The sequence below is a fragment of the Streptomyces sp. NPDC039424 genome, from assembly GCF_055639495.1.
Genome location: NZ_JBVKAI010000003.1, coordinates 159,465 through 178,652, shown reverse-complemented (window position 1 = coordinate 178,652; position 19,188 = coordinate 159,465). Strand labels below are relative to the sequence as shown.

General features: G+C 72.1%; 17 protein-coding genes. 11 read left to right on the top strand and 6 right to left on the bottom strand.

The window, feature by feature from the left end:
• Window positions 1-19: 19 nt before the first annotated feature.
• From ACZ7L0_RS09025 to ACZ7L0_RS08985, 9 genes are all read left to right on the top strand, one after another.
• Window positions 20-805: an adenosylcobinamide-GDP ribazoletransferase gene (locus tag ACZ7L0_RS09025; protein ID WP_471241767.1), complete on the top strand. Its 786-nt coding sequence runs from the start codon at window positions 20-22 to the stop codon at window positions 803-805.
• A gap of 57 nt (window positions 806-862) precedes the next feature.
• A complete protein-coding gene (locus ACZ7L0_RS09020) occupies window positions 863-1,471 on the top strand; it encodes an RDD family protein (protein WP_471241766.1) in 609 nt (202 codons plus the stop codon).
• Window positions 1,472-1,653: 182 nt separating this feature from the next.
• Window positions 1,654-3,189, top strand: a complete 1,536-nt coding sequence (locus tag ACZ7L0_RS09015) for a leucyl aminopeptidase (RefSeq protein WP_471241765.1) — start codon at window positions 1,654-1,656, stop codon at window positions 3,187-3,189.
• A gap of 296 nt (window positions 3,190-3,485) precedes the next feature.
• Window positions 3,486-4,874 carry a dihydrolipoyl dehydrogenase gene (gene lpdA / locus ACZ7L0_RS09010; protein ID WP_471241764.1) on the top strand — a complete coding sequence of 463 codons (1,389 nt, stop codon included), beginning with the start codon at window positions 3,486-3,488 and terminating at the stop codon, window positions 4,872-4,874.
• 59 nt (window positions 4,875-4,933) lie between these two features.
• Window positions 4,934-6,751, top strand: coding sequence for a 2-oxoglutarate dehydrogenase, E2 component, dihydrolipoamide succinyltransferase (gene sucB, locus ACZ7L0_RS09005; RefSeq protein WP_471241763.1), 1,818 nt, complete (start codon window positions 4,934-4,936; stop codon window positions 6,749-6,751).
• A 258-nt stretch (window positions 6,752-7,009) separates the two neighbouring features.
• Window positions 7,010-7,633, top strand: a complete 624-nt coding sequence (locus ACZ7L0_RS09000; protein WP_471241762.1) for a GntR family transcriptional regulator — start codon at window positions 7,010-7,012, stop codon at window positions 7,631-7,633.
• 259 nt (window positions 7,634-7,892) lie between these two features.
• A complete protein-coding gene (gene aceE, locus ACZ7L0_RS08995; RefSeq protein WP_471241761.1) occupies window positions 7,893-10,604 on the top strand; it encodes a pyruvate dehydrogenase (acetyl-transferring), homodimeric type in 2,712 nt (903 codons plus the stop codon).
• Between the two features lie 74 nt (window positions 10,605-10,678).
• Window positions 10,679-11,656 carry a helix-turn-helix transcriptional regulator gene (locus ACZ7L0_RS08990; RefSeq protein ID WP_471241760.1) on the top strand — a complete coding sequence of 326 codons (978 nt, stop codon included), beginning with the start codon at window positions 10,679-10,681 and terminating at the stop codon, window positions 11,654-11,656.
• Between the two features lie 56 nt (window positions 11,657-11,712).
• A complete protein-coding gene (locus ACZ7L0_RS08985; protein ID WP_471242196.1) occupies window positions 11,713-12,231 on the top strand; it encodes a DUF4240 domain-containing protein in 519 nt (172 codons plus the stop codon).
• Between the two features lie 3 nt (window positions 12,232-12,234).
• On the opposite strand, the gene ACZ7L0_RS08980 is transcribed toward ACZ7L0_RS08985, so the two are convergent.
• From ACZ7L0_RS08980 to ACZ7L0_RS08960, 5 genes are all read right to left on the bottom strand, one after another.
• The gene (locus ACZ7L0_RS08980) at window positions 12,235-12,426 is read right to left on the bottom strand and encodes a hypothetical protein (protein ID WP_471241759.1); all 192 of its coding nucleotides are present in this window, start codon (window positions 12,424-12,426) and stop codon (window positions 12,235-12,237) included.
• Between the two features lie 71 nt (window positions 12,427-12,497).
• Window positions 12,498-12,926, bottom strand: coding sequence for a PIN domain-containing protein (locus ACZ7L0_RS08975; protein WP_471241758.1), 429 nt, complete (start codon window positions 12,924-12,926; stop codon window positions 12,498-12,500).
• Window positions 12,923-13,102, bottom strand: coding sequence for a type II toxin-antitoxin system VapB family antitoxin (locus tag ACZ7L0_RS08970; RefSeq protein WP_471241757.1), 180 nt, complete (start codon window positions 13,100-13,102; stop codon window positions 12,923-12,925). The genes ACZ7L0_RS08975 and ACZ7L0_RS08970 overlap by 4 nt, the downstream gene beginning before the upstream one ends.
• A 62-nt stretch (window positions 13,103-13,164) precedes the next feature.
• Window positions 13,165-15,228, bottom strand: coding sequence for a hypothetical protein (locus ACZ7L0_RS08965; protein ID WP_471241756.1), 2,064 nt, complete (start codon window positions 15,226-15,228; stop codon window positions 13,165-13,167).
• 147 nt (window positions 15,229-15,375) lie between these two features.
• Window positions 15,376-16,146 carry a peptidoglycan recognition protein family protein gene (locus ACZ7L0_RS08960; RefSeq protein ID WP_471241755.1) on the bottom strand — a complete coding sequence of 257 codons (771 nt, stop codon included), beginning with the start codon at window positions 16,144-16,146 and terminating at the stop codon, window positions 15,376-15,378.
• 271 nt (window positions 16,147-16,417) lie between these two features.
• Here ACZ7L0_RS08960 and ACZ7L0_RS08955 point away from each other — a divergent pair, with 271 nt between their 5' ends.
• Window positions 16,418-17,602, top strand: coding sequence for a MarP family serine protease (locus ACZ7L0_RS08955; RefSeq protein WP_471241754.1), 1,185 nt, complete (start codon window positions 16,418-16,420; stop codon window positions 17,600-17,602).
• A 24-nt stretch (window positions 17,603-17,626) separates the two neighbouring features.
• On the opposite strand, the gene ACZ7L0_RS08950 is transcribed toward ACZ7L0_RS08955, so the two are convergent.
• Window positions 17,627-18,115 (bottom strand): GNAT family N-acetyltransferase, encoded by a 489-nt coding sequence (locus tag ACZ7L0_RS08950; protein ID WP_471241753.1) that lies wholly within the window; start codon window positions 18,113-18,115, stop codon window positions 17,627-17,629.
• Window positions 18,116-18,186: 71 nt separating this feature from the next.
• On the opposite strand from ACZ7L0_RS08950, the gene ACZ7L0_RS08945 reads away from it, so the two are divergent.
• Window positions 18,187-19,080 (top strand): TIGR01777 family oxidoreductase, encoded by an 894-nt coding sequence (locus ACZ7L0_RS08945; RefSeq protein ID WP_471241752.1) that lies wholly within the window; start codon window positions 18,187-18,189, stop codon window positions 19,078-19,080.
• Window positions 19,081-19,188: the final 108 nt, after the last annotated feature.

The following is a 19,188-nucleotide window of genomic DNA, read 5'->3' as shown; positions in this document are numbered from 1 at the left end:
CGCCGGGTAACCTGCGCCGGTGCTCAAGACCCCCTGGCCGGACGGCCTGCGCTTCGCCTTCGGCACCCTCACCGTGCTGCCGGTCCGGGTCACCCGCTGGGACCGGGAGGCCGCGCGCGGCGGCATGCTGTGCGCCCCGCTGGCCGGCCTCGCGGTCGGCGTGTGCGCGGCGGCACTCGGCGGACTGCTGCTGCTCCTCGGCGCCGGCCCGCTGCTCGCCGCCGTCGCCACCACCGCCGTACCGGCCGCGCTCACCCGGGGCCTGCACCTGGACGGACTGGCCGACACCGCCGACGGGCTGGGCAGCGGCAAGCCCGCCGAGGACGCGCTGCGGATCATGAAGCAGTCGGACATCGGCCCCTTCGGGGTGCTCACGCTGGTCTTCGTGCTCCTCGCCCAGGTGGCCGCGCTGGCACAGGCCTACGGCGGCTCCTGGGCCCGGGGCGCGCTCGCCGCCGTCGTCTCGGCCACGGCGGCCCGGCTGGCGCTGACCCTCGCCGCCCGCCGCGGGGTACCGGCCGCCCGGCCGGAAGGGCTGGGCGCGGCGGTCGCCGGGGTGGTGCCGACGGGCGGCGCGCTGGCCGTCGCGGCCGGGGTCGCGGCGGCGGCCGGGGCGGGGGGCGCCTTCTTCGGCGCGTACGACCTCGCCCGTACCGCCCTCGCCGTGGTCGCCGCCGTCGCGGTCGCCGAACTCCTGCTGCGCCACTGCGTGCGACGCTTCGGCGGCGTCACCGGCGATGTGTTCGGGGGGCTCGCGGAGACCGCGGCGACGACGGCGCTCGTGGTCCTCTGCCTGGGCCGCTGATCTCTCCACTAATCTCTCCGCCGTACACGGACACATGAGTGTGATCGGGGGAGATCCGTGCCGAAACTGCGCCGCACCCTGGCCTGGTTCATCGACTTCGCGCTGGTGCTCACGGCGGCCTCGGTGCTCGCCGTGCTCACCTTCCACCGGATATCCGGGCTCGTCACCGACGTGCCGGAGCTGGCCACCCGCGGCGGTCTCGACCTGCTGACCTCGCGCGGCGACGTCCTGGACGCCTCCGAGGACCTGGGGCTGACGCTGTGGGACAAGGCCGTGCTGTACGTGGAGGAGGCCTTCGGGGCGCTCGTCCTGGTCACCTTCCTCTACCAGTGGGCGTGCCTGGCCCTCGTCGGCCGCACCGTCGGCAAGGGGCTCCTCGGACTGCGCGTCACCCCGCGCCTGTCCCGGCACGCCGCCCGCCGGGCCGCCGTCACCACGGCCGCCGACGTGGCCGTGTACGCCGTGGCCTGCGTCCTGCTGATCGAGGGCCGCTTCGTGCTGTCGGTGCTGGTCTGGGCGCTGGCGGTGGTGCTGTTCCTGGTCAACGCGCTGCCGGTGCTCTTCCCCGGCCGCCGCTCCCTCGCCGACCGGCTGGCGGGCACCTCCGTCACCGGGGCGTTCCAGGAGATGGGCGCCAGGGTGTGGGGCAAGGTGTCCCAGGGATGAGCCGCACGGGAATGAGCCGGTGCGGTCACGCGCGTAGGCTCGTCCCGGGTGTTCGCCGACAGGGTGAAGGCCCCGGTCGCAACACACCCCCAGGCCGGTTCTAGGGTGGTCGCTCTCCGGGCCCGGTCGACCCACCCATATCGGCCACAGGAACTTCACATCGGAAGCGAGATTTCACCACCGTGACTGCTCTCACTCTCAGCACCGCCGCGGCGCCCGGCCTCCGGGCCGACGCGATCGTCATCGGTGTCGCCAAGGGCGCTGCGTCCAAGTCCGGGGACCTCACCGTCGCGCCGGGCGCCGAGGCCGTGGACAAGGCGTACGACGGCAGGCTCGCCGGCGTCCTGGAGACCCTCGGTGCCTCGGGTGCCGAGGGCGAACTGACGAAGCTGCCCGCCCCGGCCGGCTTCAAGACGCCGCTCGTCCTCGCGGTCGGCCTGGGGGCTGAGCCGGAGAAGGACGACTGGTACGACGCCGAGACGCTGCGCCGGGCCGCCGGCGTGGCCGCCCGCGCCCTCACCGGCTCCCGGAAGGCCGCGTTCGCCCTGCCGGTCGCCGACTCCGGTGACATCGGCGCGGTCGCGGAGGGCGTGCTGCTGGGCGCCTACTCCTTCAACGCGTACAAGGACAACGGCAAGGACCACAAGAAGAACGGCAAGGGCCCGCTCGCCGAGGCCACGCTGCTCGGCGGCAAGCCCCGGGACGCGGCCCACAAGGGGGCCGTCGCCCGTGCCGTCGCCGTCTCCGAGGAGCTCAACCGGGCCCGCGACCTGATCAACACCCCGCCGAACGACCTCACCCCGGAGGCGTTCGCCGCGGTGGCGCAGGCGGCGGCCAAGGAGCACGGCATCAAGGTGCAGGTGCTCGACGAGAAGGCCCTGGCCAAGGGCGGCTACGGGGGCATCCTGGGCGTCGGCGGCGGCTCCGCGGCCGGGCCGCGCCTGGTGAAGCTGTCGTACACGAACTCGAAGGCGAAGAAGCACCTGGCCTTCGTCGGCAAGGGCATCACCTACGACTCGGGCGGCATCTCCCTGAAGCCCGCCGGTCACAACGAGACGATGAAGTGCGACATGAGCGGCGCCGCCGCCGTGTTCGCCGCCGTCGTCGCCGCCGCCCGGCTGGGCCTGGAGGTCAACGTCACCGGCTGGCTGGCGCTGGCCGAGAACATGCCGTCGGGCACCGCGGTCCGCCCGGGCGACGTGCTGCGCATGTTCAGCGGCAAGACCGTCGAGGTCCTCAACACCGACGCCGAGGGCCGCCTGGTCCTCGGTGACGCGCTGTGGGCGGCCTCGCTGGAGAAGCCGGACGCGATCGTCGACGTGGCGACGCTGACCGGCGCGATGGTGCTGGCGCTGGGCAACCGCACCTTCGGTGTCATGGCCAACGACGAGGCGTTCCGCACGGCGATCGTCGAGGCCTCCGGGGAGGTCGGCGAGGCGTCCTGGCCGATGCCGCTGCCCGAGCACCTGCGCAAGGGCATGGACTCCCCCACGGCCGACATCGCCAACATGGGTGAGCGGATGGGCGGCGGCCTGGTCGCCGGCCTCTTCCTGCGCGAGTTCGTCGGCGAGGGCATCACCTGGGCCCACCTCGACATCGCCGGCCCCGCCTTCAACGAGCAGGGCCCCTTCGGCTACACCCCCAAGGGCGGCACCGGCTCGGGTGTGCGCACGCTGGTCCGGCTGGCGGAGCTGACGGCCACGGGCGACCTGGGCTGAGTCCGCGGTACGGCGACCGCGGGGGCGCGGGGGCTGGTCGCACAGTTCCCCGCGCCCCTGGGGGCCGCGTCACCCACGGGTGCGAAATCCGTGGGTTCGTCCCTTGCCGGGAGCTCGAGACGTGATGGATCAGACGTCTCACACCCCGGCCCGGCGTCTCCCTGCGCGCCGACAAGTGCGAAGATGGGGCACGGCAGGACAGGGCCCCCACCACAGGGCCGAAGAAGAGCGGCCGGACACCAGCCGCCGACCGGTCACCGACGACCGGCGTGGCGCACATGCATGGAGGACGTGACGTGGCGAACGACGCCAGCACCGTTTTCGACCTAGTGATCCTCGGCGGTGGTAGCGGTGGGTACGCCGCGGCCCTGCGCGGGGCGCAGCTGGGCCTGGACGTCGCCCTGATCGAGAAGGACAAGGTCGGCGGCACCTGCCTGCACCGGGGTTGCATCCCCACCAAGGCCCTGCTGCACGCGGGCGAGATCGCCGACCAGGCCCGCGAGAGCGAGCAGTTCGGCGTCAAGGCCACCTTCGAGGGCATCGACGTACCGGCCGTCCACAAGTACAAGGACGGCGTCATCGCCGGTCTGTACAAGGGTCTGCAGGGCCTGATCGCCTCCCGCAAGGTGACCTACATCGAGGGCGAGGGCCGTCTGTCCTCCCCGACCTCCGTCGACGTGGGCGGCCGGCGCGTGCAGGGCCGCCATGTCCTGCTGGCGACCGGCTCCGTGCCGAAGTCGCTGCCGGGCCTGGAGATCGACGGCGACCGGATCATCTCCTCCGACCACGCCCTCGTCCTGGACCGCGTGCCGAAGTCCGCGATCATCCTGGGCGGCGGTGTCATCGGCGTCGAGTTCGCCTCGGCGTGGAAGTCCTTCGGCTCCGACGTCACGGTGATCGAGGGTCTGAAGCACCTCGTCCCGGTCGAGGACGAGAACTCCTCCAAGCTTCTCGAGCGCGCGTTCCGCAAGCGCGGGATCAAGTTCAACCTGGGCACCTTCTTCCAGAAGGCCGAGTACACCCAGGACGGTGTCAAGGTCTCCCTCGCCGATGGCAAGGAGTTCGAGGCCGAGGTCCTCCTCGTCGCCGTCGGCCGCGGCCCGGTCTCGCAGGGCCTGGGCTACGAGGAGCAGGGCGTCGCGATGGACCGCGGCTACGTCCTGGTCGACGAGTACATGCGGACGAACGTCCCGACCATCTCCGCCGTCGGCGACCTGGTCCCGACGCTCCAGCTCGCGCACGTCGGCTTCGCCGAGGGCATCCTGGTGGCGGAGCGTCTGGCCGGTCTGAAGACCGTCCCGATCGACTACGACGGTGTCCCGCGGGTGACCTACTGCCACCCGGAGGTCGCCTCCGTCGGCATCACCGAGGCCAAGGCCAAGGAGATCTACGGCGCGGACAAGGTCGTCGCTCTGAAGTACAACCTGGCGGGCAACGGCAAGAGCAAGATCCTGAACACCGCGGGCGAGATCAAGCTCGTCCAGGTGAAGGACGGTGCCGTGGTCGGCGTCCACATGGTCGGCGACCGCATGGGCGAGCAGGTCGGCGAGGCCCAGCTGATCTACAACTGGGAGGCGCTGCCGGCCGAGGTCGCCCAGCTCATCCACGCCCACCCGACGCAGAACGAGGCGCTCGGCGAGGCCCACCTGGCCCTCGCGGGCAAGCCGCTGCACTCGCACGACTGACCCTCGGTCGACGAAGCGACGACACAGACTTCCGCAACTCGTAAGGAGCAACCGAAACCATGGCGGTTTCCGTAACCCTTCCGGCGCTCGGCGAGAGCGTCACCGAGGGCACTGTCACCCGCTGGCTGAAGGCCGAGGGCGAACGCGTCGAGGCCGACGAGCCGCTGCTCGAGGTCTCGACCGACAAGGTCGACACCGAGATCCCCTCCCCCGCCGCCGGTGTGCTGGCCTCCATCAAGGTCGCCGAGGACGAGACCGTCGAGGTCGGTGCCGAGCTGGCCGTGATCGACGACGGCAGCGGCGCGCCCGCCGCCGCTCCGGCCCCGGCCGCCGAGGCCGCCCCGGCCCCCGAGCCGGCGCCCACCCCCACGGCCGCTCCGGCCGCCCAGACCCCGGTCGCCCCCTCCACGGAGCAGGCCGCCCCGGCCCCGGCCCCGACCGCCGAGGCCACCGCCGGTGCTTCCGGCGCCCAGGGCACGGACGTGGTGCTGCCCGCGCTCGGTGAGTCCGTCACCGAGGGCACCGTCACCCGCTGGCTGAAGTCGGTCGGCGAGTCCGTCGAGGCCGACGAGCCGCTGCTCGAGGTCTCCACGGACAAGGTCGACACCGAGATCCCGGCGCCCGCCTCCGGCGTGCTCCTGGAGATCGTGGTCGGCGAGGACGAGACCGCCGAGGTCGGCGCCAAGCTGGCCGTCATCGGCGCCCCGGGTGCCGCTCCGGCCGCCGCTCCGGCTCCGGCCGCCCCGGCTCCGGCGCCCGCCGCCGAGGCCCCGGCTCCCGCTCCCGCCGCCCCGGCGCCCACCCCGCAGGCGCCCACGGCTCCCGCCCCGCAGCAGGTGACCACCCCGGCCCCCGAGCCGGTGCCGTCCGCTCCGGCGCCCGCCCCGGCTCCGGTGACCCCGGCCTCCGCGCCCACCGCGCCGACCGCCACCCAGGCGACCGACGAGGGCGCGTACGTGACCCCGCTGGTGCGCAAGCTCGCCGCCGAGAACGGCGTCGACCTGGCCACCGTCAAGGGCACCGGCGTCGGCGGCCGCATCCGCAAGCAGGACGTGCTCGCCGCCGCCGAGGCCGCGAAGGCCGCCGCCGCCGCTCCGGCTCCGGCCGCCGCCGCTCCGGCCGCCGCCAAGAAGGCCCCGGCGCTCGAGGTCTCCCCGCTGCGTGGCCAGACCGTCAAGATGCCCCGCATCCGCAAGGTCATCGGCGACAACATGGTCAAGGCCCTGCACGAGCAGGCCCAGCTCTCCTCGGTCGTCGAGGTCGACGTCACCCGTCTGATGAAGCTGCGCGGCCGGGCCAAGGACGCGTTCGCGGCCCGTGAGGGCGTCAAGCTCTCCCCGATGCCGTTCTTCGTCAAGGCCGCGGCCCAGGCGCTGAAGGCCCACCCGGTCATCAACGCCAAGATCAACGAGGCCGAGGGGACCATCACCTACTTCGACACCGAGAACGTCGGTATCGCGGTGGACTCCGAGAAGGGCCTGATGACCCCGGTCATCAAGCACGCGGGCGACCTCAACATCGCCGGTATCGCCAAGGCCACCGCCGAGCTCGCGGGCAAGGTCCGGGCGAACAAGATCACCCCGGACGAGCTGTCCGGCGCGACCTTCACCATCTCCAACACCGGCTCCCGCGGCGCGCTGTTCGACACGATCATCGTGCCGCCGGGCCAGGTCGCGATCCTCGGCATCGGTGCCACGGTCAAGCGTCCGGCCGTCATCGAGACCGAGGAGGGCACGGTCATCGGCGTCCGCGACATGACCTACCTGACCCTCTCCTACGACCACCGCCTGGTGGACGGCGCCGACGCCGCCCGCTACCTGACGGCGGTCAAGGCGATCCTGGAGGCGGGCGAGTTCGAGGTCGAGCTCGGCCTGTAATCGCTGATCAGCCGCGACACATCGGTGCCCTTGCCCGGAAGTTCCGGGCAAGGGCACCGATGTGTGGGGGCGCGGGGAACTGCGCGACAAGCCACCGACACCCCGCAGCCGCCCGACGACAGACCGCACCGAGCTCTCAGGCGCCGAAAACCCCATGTGCGCCTCGTCTCACCTGGGCGAAAGCCCACCCACACGCCCTACCCGCGGAGCGAACCGGCCGTATTGTCTAAACGTCAAAGCCCTCCCTAAGGAGCCCTCATGACCGCGCCCGTCGTCCACTCGCTGCGCGAGCAGATCCGCGAGCACATCGTGGAGGGAATCGTCAGCGGGCGCTGGCAGCCGGGCGAGCGGATCGTGGAACGGCGGATCGCGACCGAACTGGAGGTCAGCCAGACCCCGGTCAGGGAGGCGCTGCGGGAGCTGGAATCCCTCCGTCTGATCGAGTCGGCGCCCAACAAGGGCGTACGGGTACGCAACCTGACCGCGGCCGACCTGGAGGAGAGCTACCCCGTGCGGGCCGGTCTGGAGGCCATCGCGGCGGAACTGGCGGCTCAGCGCCTCGCGGAGGACTGCTCGGCCCTGGAGCCGCACGTCCTGGCCCTCTACGAGGCCGACCGCAACGCCGACGGCACCGCCCAGGTCCGCCACACGGTGGGCTTCCACCGCGAGCTGGTCCGCGCGGCGGCCAACTCGGTGCTGCTGCACACCTGGGAAGGCCTGGGCATCGAGGTGTTCACCGCCCTCTCCATCCGCTGGCTGGGCACGGTCCAGCAGTCGTACGCGGAGGAGCACGAGGAGCTGGTGCAGGCCTTCAAGCGCCGGGACCCGCGGATCGCGGAGCTGGTGAAGGCCCACGTGCTGGGTTGCGCTCCGCGCGCCTGATTCAGGCGAGCATCCCCGCGCTCACCTGCGGAAATCCCGCCAAAGGCCGACACTCCGTGCCCTCGCCGGAGGCACCCCGTGCCGACTTTCTCGAAATCGAGAGGTTTTGCCCCTCAACCCTTTGATCGATCATCGATCAGGGGGTTACAGTCGCCGACGGACTTCCACCGAGGTCTATCGCCCTGTCCTGCCAAAGACCAAGGGCACCCCCGAACCCTTACCCGTGAGGGAACCCCCTTCGACTGAGGAAGGCGGCGACATGACCGACCCCAACGCCATCCAGCCGAGCGCGCTCGACCAGCTCCCGGACCGCGACCCGGAGGAGACCGCCGAGTGGCAGGCCTCCCTGGACGCCGTCGCCAGGGAGGCAGGGCCGCACCGCGCCGCGTACCTGATGCGGCGCACGCTGGAGCGCGCCGAGGCGGGCGGCATCGCGCTGCCGAAGCTCCTCGAGACCGACTACGTCAACACCATCCCGACCGCCGCCGAGCCCGCCGTCCCCGGTGACGAGGCGATGGAGGCCCGGATCACCGCGTGGAACCGCTGGAACGCGGCGGCGATGGTCACCCGGGGCAGCAAGCACGGCGTCGGCGGCCACATCGCCACCTTCGCCTCTGCGGCCTGGCTGTACGAGACCGGCTTCAACCACTTCTTCAAGGGCAAGGAGTCCCAGGAGGCCGCCGGGTCCGGCGACCAGCTCTACATCCAGGGCCACGCCTCCCCCGGCATCTACGCCCGCGCCTTCCTCGACGGCCGCCTGGACGAGACGCACCTCGACAACTTCCGCCAGGAGTCCGGCGGCAACGGCCTGCCCTCCTACCCGCACCCGCGCCGCCTGCCCTGGCTGTGGGAGTTCCCGACGGTGTCGATGGGCCTCGGCCCGCTCTCCGCGATCTACCAGGCGCGGTTCAACCGCTACCTCACCAACCGCGGTATCAAGGACGTCTCCGCCTCGCACGTCTGGGCCTTCCTGGGCGACGGCGAGATGGACGAGCCCGAGTCGACGGCGGCCCTCGCGCTCGCCGCCCGCGAGGAGCTGGACAACCTCACCTTCGTCATCAACTGCAACCTGCAGCGCCTCGACGGCCCGGTCCGCGCCAACTTCAAGATCGTGCAGGAGCTGGAGGCCCAGTTCCGCGGCGCGGGCTGGAACGTCATCAAGACGCTGTGGGGCTCGGCGTGGGACGAGCTGTTCCAGCTGGACACCATGGGCGCGCTGGTACGCCGTCTGCGCCAGGTGCCGGACGCCCAGATCCAGACGTACCAGACCCGCGACGCCGCCTACATCCGCCAGGACTTCTTCGGCGCCGACCCGGCCCTCGCCGAGATGGCGAAGCTGATCGGCGACGACAAGATCCTGGAGTGCTTCCACCTCTCGCGCGGCGGTCACGAGGCCCGCAAGGTCTACGCGGCGTACAAGGCGGCCGTCGAGCACAAGGGCGCGCCGACCGTGATCCTGGCCCAGACGGTCAAGGGCCACACCCTCGGCGAGGGCTTCGCGTCGAAGAACGCCAACCACCAGATGAAGAAGCTCTCGGTGGACGAGTTCAAGGCGATGCGCGACCTGCTCGACCTGCCGATCAAGGACAGCGACTTCACCGACGGCGTGGTCCCCTACGGCCACCCCGGCGCCGACTCCCCCGAGGTCCGCTACCTCCAGGAGCGCCGCGCGGCCCTCGGCGGCCCGGCCCCGGCCCGCCGCGTCCACCCCCTCGCCCCGCTGCCCGCCCCCGCCGAGAAGGCCTTCGCCTCCTTCGACAAGGGCTCCGGCTCCCAGAACGTCGCCACCACCATGGCCTTCGTCCGTCTGGTAAAGGACCTGGTCCGCGACAAGGAGACGGGCAGGCGCTGGGTGCCGATCGTCCCCGACGAGGCGCGCACCTTCGGCATGGAGAGCCTCTTCCCGTCCCTCGGCATCTACTCGCCGAAGGGCCAGACGTACGAGCCGGTCGACCGCGACCAGCTGATGTACTACAAGGAGGCCAAGAACGGCCAGATCCTCAACGAGGGGATCACCGAGGCCGGTTCGATGGCCGACTTCATCGCCGCGTCCACCGCGTACGCCACGCACGGCGAGGCGATGATCCCGTTCTACATCTTCTACTCGATGTTCGGCTGGCAGCGCACGGCCGACCAGATGTGGCAGCTCGGCGACCAGCTCGGCCGCGGCTTCCTCGTCGGCGCGACGGCCGGCCGTACGACCCTGACGGGCGAGGGCCTCCAGCACGCGGACGGCCACTCCCCGGTGATCGCGGCGACCAACCCGGCGGCGCTCACGTACGACCCGGCTTTCGCCTACGAGATCGCGGTCATCGTCAAGGACGGTCTGCGCCGCATGTACGGCGAGGCGGCCCCCGGCGAGGACCAGAACGTCTTCTACTACCTCACCGTCTACAACGAGCCCATGCCGCAGCCCGCCAAGCCGGGCGGCCTCGGCATCGACGAGGGCATCGTCAAGGGCCTGTACCGCTTCAACACGGCGGAGTCGGCGGGCATCACCCCGGCCGCCAACGCCCCGCGCGTCCAGCTGCTGGGCTCGGGCACGGCGATCCACTGGGCGCTGAAGGCGCAGCAGCTGCTCGCCGAGGACTGGGGGGTGGCGGCCGACGTCTGGTCGGCCACCTCCTGGACGGAGCTCCGCCGTGACGCGCTGGAGGCCGACGCGGCCCTGCTGCGCGGCGAGGAGCGGGTGCCGTACGTCCGCCAGGCGCTGCAGGGCGCCGAGGGCCCGGTGCTCGCGGTCTCCGACTACATGCGCCAGGTCCCCGACCAGATCGCGCAGTGGGTCGAGCAGGACTACTCCTCGCTGGGCGCGGACGGCTTCGGCCTCTCCGACACCCGTGAGGCGGCCCGCCGCCACTTCGGCGTCGACGCGGAGTCGGTCGTCGTCGCGGCCCTGGCCCAGCTCGCCAGGCGCGGCGAGGTGCAGGCGACGGCGGTGAAGGAAGCGCGGGAGAAGTACGGCCTGTAGGTCAGGCCGGATGAAGGGGCACGGCGTTCTCGCCGTGCCCCTTCGTCGTCGGTGGCCCCCGGCATGATGAACGTATGCGCGCAGCCCGCCTGATCAAGATGGTGCTTCTGCTCCAGTCCCGTCCCGCCATGACCGCCGCCGAGCTGGCGCGTGAGCTGGAGGTGTCGGAGCGGACGGTCACGCGGGACGCGCAGGCGCTGTCGGAGGCGGGGGTGCCGGTGTACGCGGACCGGGGCCGGGCGGGCGGGTACCGGCTGGTCGGCGGGTACCGGACGCGGCTGACGGGCCTGGCCAGGACCGAGGCGGAGGCGCTGTTCCTGTCGGGCGTGCCGGGGGCGCTCAGGGAGATGGGCCTTCAGGACGTGGCGTCGGCGGCCCGTCTGAAGGTGTCCGCGGCCCTGCTGCCCTCCCTGCGGGACGCCCAGCACACGGCGGCGCAGCGCTTCCACCTGGACGCGCCGGCCTGGTTCCGGGAGCCGGAGACGCCGGAGCCGCTGCCCGTGATCGCCGAGGCGGTGTGGGACGACCGGTGTGTGACGGCCCGCTACCGGCGGGACGGTACGGAAACGGAGCGGACGCTGGAGCCGTACGGGCTGGTGCTGAAGGCGGGGGTCTGGTATCTGTGCGCGCGGGTTCCGGACGCGGACGTCTTCCGGACGTACCGCATCGGCCGCTTCACCGCCGCCGAGGCTTGCGAGACCCGTTTCCAGCGGGACGACGCGTTCGACCTGCCCGGCTTCTGGGCGGAGCAGGCGGAGCGGTTCGCCCGGTCGATCCTGCGGGCGGAGGTCGTCGTACGGCTGTCGGCCCAGGGCGTGCGGAGGCTGCCGTACGCGGTGGATCCGGTGTCCGCGCGGGACGCCCTGGAGGCGGCCGGAGACCCGGACGAGCAGGGCCGGGTGACCCTCACGCTGCGGGTGGAGTCGCCGGAGGTGGCCCATTCGCAGCTCACGGCGCTCGGGCCGGAGGCCGAGGTGCTGGCGCCCGAGGAGCTGCGGGCGCGTTTCGCCGGGGACGCGGGCCGGCTGGCCGCGCTCTACGCCTCCTCATAACAATCCGCCGCACTCCGCGTGCGCCCTTGTGCCGGAGGGCCGATGCTGGACCCGTGATGGACGAGATGGAGTTCTGGGAGCTGGTGGACGCCACCCGCGATGCCGCCGAGGGCGATCCCGAGGACCAGGCGGAGCTGCTCGTGGAGCGGCTCCTCGCGCTGGACCCGGAGATGGTCCTCGATTTCGCCCGTCACTTCGAGGCCCGCTACAACCGCGCGTACACCTGGGACCTGTGGGGTGCCGCTTCGGTGCTGCTCGACGGCGCGAGCGACGACGCGTTCGACTTCTTCCGCTGCTGGCTGATCGGCCAGGGCCGCGAGGTGTACGAGGGCGCGGTGCACGCCCCGGACTCCCTGGCCGAGCTCCTGGACGACTTCGACGAGGAGATCGACGGCGACGGCGAGGAGCTGGGCTACGCGGCGGACGAGGCCTATGAGCAGCTCACCGGTACGGTCGCCCCGGACCTGGGCATCGCCCCCGCCCCGGCTGAGCCGGAGGGGACGCCGGTCGACTTCGAGAACGAGGGGGCGCTGGCCGAGCGGTACCCCCGTCTGTGGGCCCGCTTCAAGGAGTGAGCGTCAGGCGGCGCGGCGGCGGGTGGTGCTGTCCGAGGGGATGTACGCCTGCGTGTGCTCGGCCTTCACCGCGTGGTGCATCGGCGCCCGGTTGGCCTGGTCCAGCGCGGACGCGGTGACGGCGGCCGGGCCGAGGATGACCGTGGCGACGGCGCAGACGACGGTCCACGGGCCGCGGACGGCTTCGGTGTTCATCTTGATCCCACCTCCAGTGAGTACGTGCCCCTGACGTTAGGGCGCTCGCCTCGGGGGGATCGGTGAGCCGGCTACGAGGAACCTGTGAGCCCGGCCTCGCGCGCGTCCCGCTCCCGGAGTTCCTTGAGCACACCGGCCACGGCGGCGAGGCCGTCGTCCGCGTGGAGGACCGTGTGCCCGTGGTGGATCGCGGTGGCGCCGACGAGCAGGTCGATCGCTCCGGCCGCGCGGTGCCGGTCCTGCTGGGTCAGTCTGTACTGGGCGGTGTCCACCCAGCGCCAGGCGTCCTTCGGCACGGGAGAGAGGCGGCACAGGGTGTCCAGCTCCTCGGCCAGCTGGTCCCGGTGTGACGGGTCGGTGGCCGGGCGGAGGAACTCGGCGCGCGTCGGCTCGCAGATGTGGAACACCCCGGCGGCGATGTGGCTCTCCCACGGCCGCAGTGCTCCCGGGGTGCGGAACAAGTGCCGCAACGCCGACGCGTCCAGCAGATACGTGATCACCCGAACTCGCCCCGCGCTCCTCGTTCGGCCAGTCGCTCGGCCGCTTCGAGGCGCTTTATCCGTGCCACGTAGTCCCGCAAGGCCGCGTTGACGGTCTCCTTCTTCGTCCTGGTGCCCATGAGCCTCATCGCCTCGGCCAGCACCTCGTCGTCCAGATCGATCTGCGTTATGGACACGGTGTTCGAGCTTTCATATATCCGATGTACATAATCGAAGTACACCACCAACATTGACGCGCTCAGCCCTGGAGAAATCCCGGCTGGAAATTCCTCGCCGACTCGGTCGAGTCGGTCCGCTGCTGCGGAAACACATGACGTTCGGTCAGTTCCATCATGCCCTTGTCCGCCAGGACGTTGACCGCCGCGTTGAAGCGTTCCATGGAAGTGGGGTGATCGGGGCCCAGGACATACTCCTTCAGCGTGCGGCGCTGCGCGGCCATCGGGTCGTGGCGCGGATCGCGCACCGAGCGGAGGATGTCCGGGAGGCGGGTGCAGTCGCGGTCGAGGAGGTAGGCGCCGCCCGCGGTGGTGTAGGCGGCCCGGAACTCCTCGTCGGGCAGGTCGCGGGCGTTGGTCAGGACGTACGGCTTGAGGCTGGCGACGAAGTCGGCGACCACGGACGAGACGTCGCTGATGAGGATGTCCGCCTGGTTGAAGCAGTCGTACAGGGTGGGCAGCTGCTTGAGGATCACGTTGTGGCGGACGGGGCCGCGGCTCTCCCAGAAGACGCGGTGCCACTCGGCGCGCAGCGCCTGCCACTCGGCGGCGCCGTCGCGGTCGGGGACGCGTGCGTCACGGGTCTGCTGGGTGAAGTCGCCGTCGAGCCGGCCGGCCAGTTCGTCCAGGCGGGCCTGGATCTCCTGGAGGCGGGGCCGGGCGGCGGCGACCGCGGCCTCCGCCTGATCGGCGTCCCGCTGCTCGTTGTCGGCGCGCAGCAGTGCCCGGATGGCCTGGTCGGCGGCGGACGCCTCCGCCGAGCGCTTGCCGGTGAGCGGGTGGGGCTTGTAGATGACGCGTACGTTCTCGGCCAGGAGTTTCTCGATGAGGGGTACGCCCATCGGGATGAGGGACGTGTGGCAGTCGTCGTCGCTCCAGCCCTCCCAGGTGGGGGCGTACAGGACGACGGGCAGCGGACCCGGCGTGTGGTCGGCGTGCAGCCGGATCGGGGACAGCTGGGGGCGGCCCACCTCGACGATGGCCTCGTCGCTGATGGCGTGCCGCACGCGCTGGTAGCGGTCGCGGCCGGCCCGCCCGGCGACCCAGATCTCGTCGTACACCTTGCTGACGCGGTTGCTGCTGGCGAGCTTGTCGCTGTCGCCGTGGCCGATGAAGACGTGCTTGGCCTCGGCGACGCGCAGCATGTGCACGTTCTTGCCGGCGTTGCCGGGGTAGAGGACGACCCGGACGTCGGGCAGGTCCAGTTCGGCCAGGTCGTCGGCCTTCGGTACGCAGACGACCGGGATCCAGGTGCGGCTCAGGTGACGGAACGAGGCCCGCTCCCGAAGGATGATCACCGGGCGCCGGTCGAGCTGCTCCAGTGTCTCGATCCACATGTTGACCTGGTACATGAAGTCCCGGGACACGGCGGCGAAGCTGAAGTACAGCGCCACCTCGGGCCGGTATCCGGCCAGTTGGCGGTTGACCTCGGCGATCACCTCGTCACGGTCCGGCGTGCGGCGGGCTCTGCGGAAGTGCCGGAGCAGCGCCAGCACCGCCGCCGCGGACACTCCGGTCGTCAGCGCGTAGCCGATGCCCGCCGGGGACCAGGTGCCCGCCGCCAGCGCGACCAGCAGCCCCGCGTGGGCCGGCAGGTCGAGGTGGAGCAGCTTGCGCAGGAAGCGCCGGTAGAGGTAGCCGGGCGGGCTCTGCGGGATGCCCGCCCCGCTCATGTCGAGGTTGCGCACCACCACCGGCAGTCCCCGCCGGATGCTGATGGCGCGGTGCAGCGCGGAGTACAGCATCACCATGGCGAAGTGCGCGCTGAAGACGGCCAGTCCGGCCACCAGCACCACGCCCGGCGCGTCCATCCGGTCGGCCAGCGCGAGCAGCATCACCGCCCTGACGGCGAACCGCATGGGGCGGTTCAGTTGCAGCGTCGCCAGGCGGCGGACGAAGCCGGGGGCCCGGGCGTGCAGCGCCTCGTCCGCGAGGTAGGTCACGGCCGACGCGGCGGCGAAACCCCACAGGGACGGCAGCAGCGCGCACACGGGCAGCGCCGCGAAACCGGCGGCGAACAGCAGCACCAGGAAAAGATCGGTCTTCCCGCGCACGCGCAGGGCAGCACACAACCAACGGATCGCCATGGACAAGAATTCCCCCGGAATTGTGTGCGGCAGCGACGGCGGCGACGGTCTGTTCGCCTTGTTGGCCAGTTCGACATGAGCAGGGGGTGAAAGGTTGTACACCTGACCGACAGAAATAATTCATCCGCGGTTACGGAACGAGTAGTTCTACTTTCGCCGGCCCTGAAGCCGCGCCGCCGCCTCCCGAATGGCCGGGAGCCGCGCGGTCAGGGCCTTGCCGGGACAGCTCGTCGCGTAGCCGTCGCCGTGGCCCGCGACGGTGGGGAGGGTGGCCGTGGCGCCGGCCCGGTAGCGGCTGAGGCCGTTGCTGGAGACCAGGGGCACGCGCGCGCGTGGGTCGATGTCGGCAAGTCCCAGCTTCCACGCGGCCAGCGCGGCGATCGCGTCGGTCATGGCCTTCGGGACGGTGACCCCGGCGGTGAAGGTGCCGAGGGCGGCGATGCCGGTGGTGCGGTGGTTGAAGCCCTGGGTGTGGGCACCGGTGACCGGGCGGTCGGCGCCGCCCGCGCGGCCCTCGTAGATGGTTCCGCAGCGGTCGACGAGGAAGTTGTAGCCGATGTCGTCCCAGCTGCGGGCGCCGGTCTGGCCGGAGTAGAGGTCGCGGATGATGCGGGGCGTCTGCGCGCACGCGTAGTGGTTGGGCGAGTCGGTGTGGTGGACGAAGACGGCGAGGACCCTGTCGTCGTAGCGCGGGGGTGGCTGGGCGTGCCGGACGGTGGCGTCCAGCCAGGCCGAGCGCGGCAGGATGCGCGGCCGGGCGGCGCGGTGACGGGCCGTCGGGGTCTGGTCGGAGGTGGAGCGGCCTGCGGCGGGCGACGCCTGCCGTGCCGTGGCGACCGTGTGCTCAACGCCCCGGGCACACAGTCCCAGCGCGAGGACGGCCGCGATGCCGGGCAGACAGCCGAGCAACGTGAGCACGGCGGCGCGGGCACGCCGGGCACGCCCACCGCGCGCCCCGTTCGCGCGCGCTCTGCCCCGGGTTCCTCGGCCGATCCGCATGGCCCCCACTGTCGGCACGGTCCGCGCGGCCCGCGATGTGTGCTCTGCCACCTGGCGGAACCATCGTCCCGGTCGAGGACGTTTCTGGGGGTACACGCACACGTGGCCGGATCCAGGGGCGGCACGCGCGCGTAACTGATCACTGGGCCCGTCCCCCCCGTACTAGGGGGTCCGAGAGAAAGGCGGCTCCGTGGACTTGCTTGACCTGGTGCTTGTGCTGGTGATCCTGGCCTACGCGGTGTCCGGTTACCGGCGCGGGTTGGTGGCCGGATGTGTGTCGCTGGCCGGGTTCGTGGGCGGCGCGGTCGTGGGTGTGTGGGCGCTGCCGTGGGTGATGGACCTCGTCGCGCGCGGGACGCCGGCGGCGACCGTCACCGCGGTGCTGACGGTGCTGGTCCCGGGCATGCTGGGGCACGAGCTGGCGGGGCGGCTGGCGCTGCGGCTGCGGCACGAGCTGGACGAGGGGCCGCTGCGGGTGGCCGACGGGATCGGCGGGGCGGCGGCCAACTCGGTCGCCGTGCTGATCGTGGCGTGGGTGGCGGCGAGCGTGCTGGGCGCCTCCTCGTCCCAGGCGGTGACGACGGGGATCCGTGACTCCACGCTGCTGGGCGCGGTGCAGAACGCGATGCCGGACACCACGCCCTCCTGGTTCTCGCGGGCCACCTCGGCCCTCACGGAGGCGGGCTTCCCGCAGGTCTTCAACCCGTTCGAGAACGAGTCGACGGCCGAGGTCGCCAAGCCCTCGGGCGACAGTGTCACGGCCAGGGCCACGCGGGCCGCCAAGAGGAGCACGGTGAAGATCGAGGGCGTCTCCGGCACCCAGGGACGCGAGGGCAGCGGGTTCGTGTACGCGTGGGAGCACGTCATGACCAACGCCCACGTGGTGGCGGGCATCGACAACCCGACCGTGCGGATCGGGGGCGTCGGGCAGTCGTACGAGGCGCGGGTGGTGCTCTTCGACCCGAACCGGGACGTGGCGGTGCTGTACGTGCCCGGTCTGAACGCCCCCGTGCTCCGCTTCGACGACAAGGCCGCGCGCGGCGATTCGGCGGTCGTCGCGGGCTATCCGCAGGACGGCGACCTCAATCTGCAGGCGGCCACGGTGGCGAACCGGGTGCACGCCAACGGCCAGAACATCTACAGCGACGCCGGCGTCACCCGCGAGATCTACTCCATACGGTCGACCGTCCGGCCCGGCAACTCGGGCGGCCCGCTGCTGACCACCGACGGCCGGGTGTACGGCGTGGTGTTCGCCCGCTCCACCTCGGACGACGAGACGGGGTACGTGCTGACGGCGGACGAGGTGGCCGACGACGCCGAACGCGCGGCGGAGGCGACGGCGCCGGTGGACACCGGGGACCTCGTCACCTCCTGAGCGGCGCCGGTGCCGGAGCGGGCGTCAGAGGGAACGGCCCATGAACACGTCGTCCACGTACTCCCCGCCCAGCAGGAACTCCTCCGGGAGCACGCCCTCGACGACGAAGCCCTCGGACTCGTACAGCCCCCGCGCGGGGGTGTTGTGCCCGAGGACGCGCAGGGTGATGCGGCGGGCGCCGCGCCGGCGGGCCTCGTCGGCGGCGGCGCGGATCAGGGCGCGGGCGACGCCCCGGCCGCGGGCCTCCTCGGCGACGACCAGCCCCTGGATCTGCCGCACGTGCGCGTTGGCTGCGAGCGGGGTGGGGAAGCCGAGGCGGACGTAGCCCACGACGCGGCCGTCGAGCTCGGCGACCAAGTGGTCCTCGACGGTGTGGGGCTCGCTGAAGAAGGGCGGGTACGGCGGCTGCGGCTCGGGCGTCACCGCGTGCAGATAGGACCAGGTGGCCACGTCGAGGAGGGTCAGCGACTCGCCGTCCTCGGGCCTGGCGGTGCGTAGGGAAGCGTCCGGCATGGCGGTCACTGTACGGCGGGGGATGCGGTGGCGGCCCGTCATTTCCCGGGGGGACCCGGCAGGATGGACGCATGCAACGTTCACGCATCGCGGTGACCGGCGCGTCCGGTCTGATCGGCAGCGCTCTGGTGCGGTCCCTGACCGCGGACGGACACGAGGTGGTGCGCCTGGTCCGCCGTGCGGCCCGGAGCGCGGACGAGGTCTGCTGGGACCCGGAGGGGCGGTACGTGGACGCCGCCGGGCTCGCCGGCTGCGACGCGGTGGTCAACCTGGCGGGGGCGGGCATCGGTGACCGGCGCTGGACGCAGGAGTACAAGCGGCGGATCCGGGAGAGCCGGGTGCTGGGCACGGCGGCACTCGCGCAGGCCCTCGCCACCCTCGACGAGCCGCCGCGCGTCCTGGTCAACGGCAGCGCGATCGGTATCTACGGCGACACCGGGGACCGGGTGGTCGACGAGAGCGCCCCGCCCGGGGAGGGGTTCCTGCCCTCGTTGTGCGTGGCGTGGGAGGAGGCCGCCGCGCCCGCGCGGGAGGCGGGCGTGCGGACGGTGTTCGCGCGGACCGGGCTGGTGGTGGCCCGGGGCGGCGGCGCCTGGGGACGGCTGTTCCCGCTGTTCCGGGCCGGGCTCGGCGGGCGGCTGGGCGACGGGCGGCAGTACTGGTCGTACATCGCGCTGCACGACGAGGTGGCCGCGCTGCGCCATCTCCTCGCCACCGACGGGCTGTCGGGGCCGTTCAACCTGACCGCCCCGCAGCCGCTGACCAACCGGGAGGTCACGGAGGCGATGGGGCGCGTGCTGCGCCGGCCGACGGCGTTCGCGGTCCCGGCGCCGGTGCTCAAGGCCGCGCTCGGCGAGCTGGCGGGGGATGTGCTGGGCAGCCAACGGGTGGTGCCCAAGCGGCTGCTGGAGTCGGGGTTCACGTTCGCGTTCCCGGGGATCGAGGATGCGATCCGAGCGGCCTGATGAACTCCTGTGACCATATGCGACCGCCGTGCGACCGTGCCCTGTCGATGCGCGACTGTTCCTGACCGATCACGGCCCTACCCTCGATCCGAACTCGGGTATCCCTGG

Excerpts from the sequence above, each read along its gene's own strand:
- ACZ7L0_RS08990 (WP_471241760.1), top strand. The coding sequence starts at position 10,679 with ATGCGCGCAGCCCGCCTGATCAAGATGGTGCTTCTGCTCCAGTCCCGT.
- ACZ7L0_RS08965 (WP_471241756.1), bottom strand. The coding sequence starts at position 15,228 with ATGGCGATCCGTTGGTTGTGTGCTGCCCTGCGCGTGCGCGGGAAGACC.
- ACZ7L0_RS08950 (WP_471241753.1), bottom strand. The coding sequence starts at position 18,115 with ATGCCGGACGCTTCCCTACGCACCGCCAGGCCCGAGGACGGCGAGTCG.
- aceE (WP_471241761.1), top strand. The coding sequence starts at position 7,893 with ATGACCGACCCCAACGCCATCCAGCCGAGCGCGCTCGACCAGCTCCCG.
- ACZ7L0_RS08945 (WP_471241752.1), top strand. The coding sequence starts at position 18,187 with ATGCAACGTTCACGCATCGCGGTGACCGGCGCGTCCGGTCTGATCGGC.
- ACZ7L0_RS08980 (WP_471241759.1), bottom strand. The coding sequence starts at position 12,426 with ATGAACACCGAAGCCGTCCGCGGCCCGTGGACCGTCGTCTGCGCCGTC.
- ACZ7L0_RS09000 (WP_471241762.1), top strand. The coding sequence starts at position 7,010 with ATGACCGCGCCCGTCGTCCACTCGCTGCGCGAGCAGATCCGCGAGCAC.
- sucB (WP_471241763.1), top strand. The coding sequence starts at position 4,934 with ATGGCGGTTTCCGTAACCCTTCCGGCGCTCGGCGAGAGCGTCACCGAG.
- ACZ7L0_RS08985 (WP_471242196.1), top strand. The coding sequence starts at position 11,713 with ATGGACGAGATGGAGTTCTGGGAGCTGGTGGACGCCACCCGCGATGCC.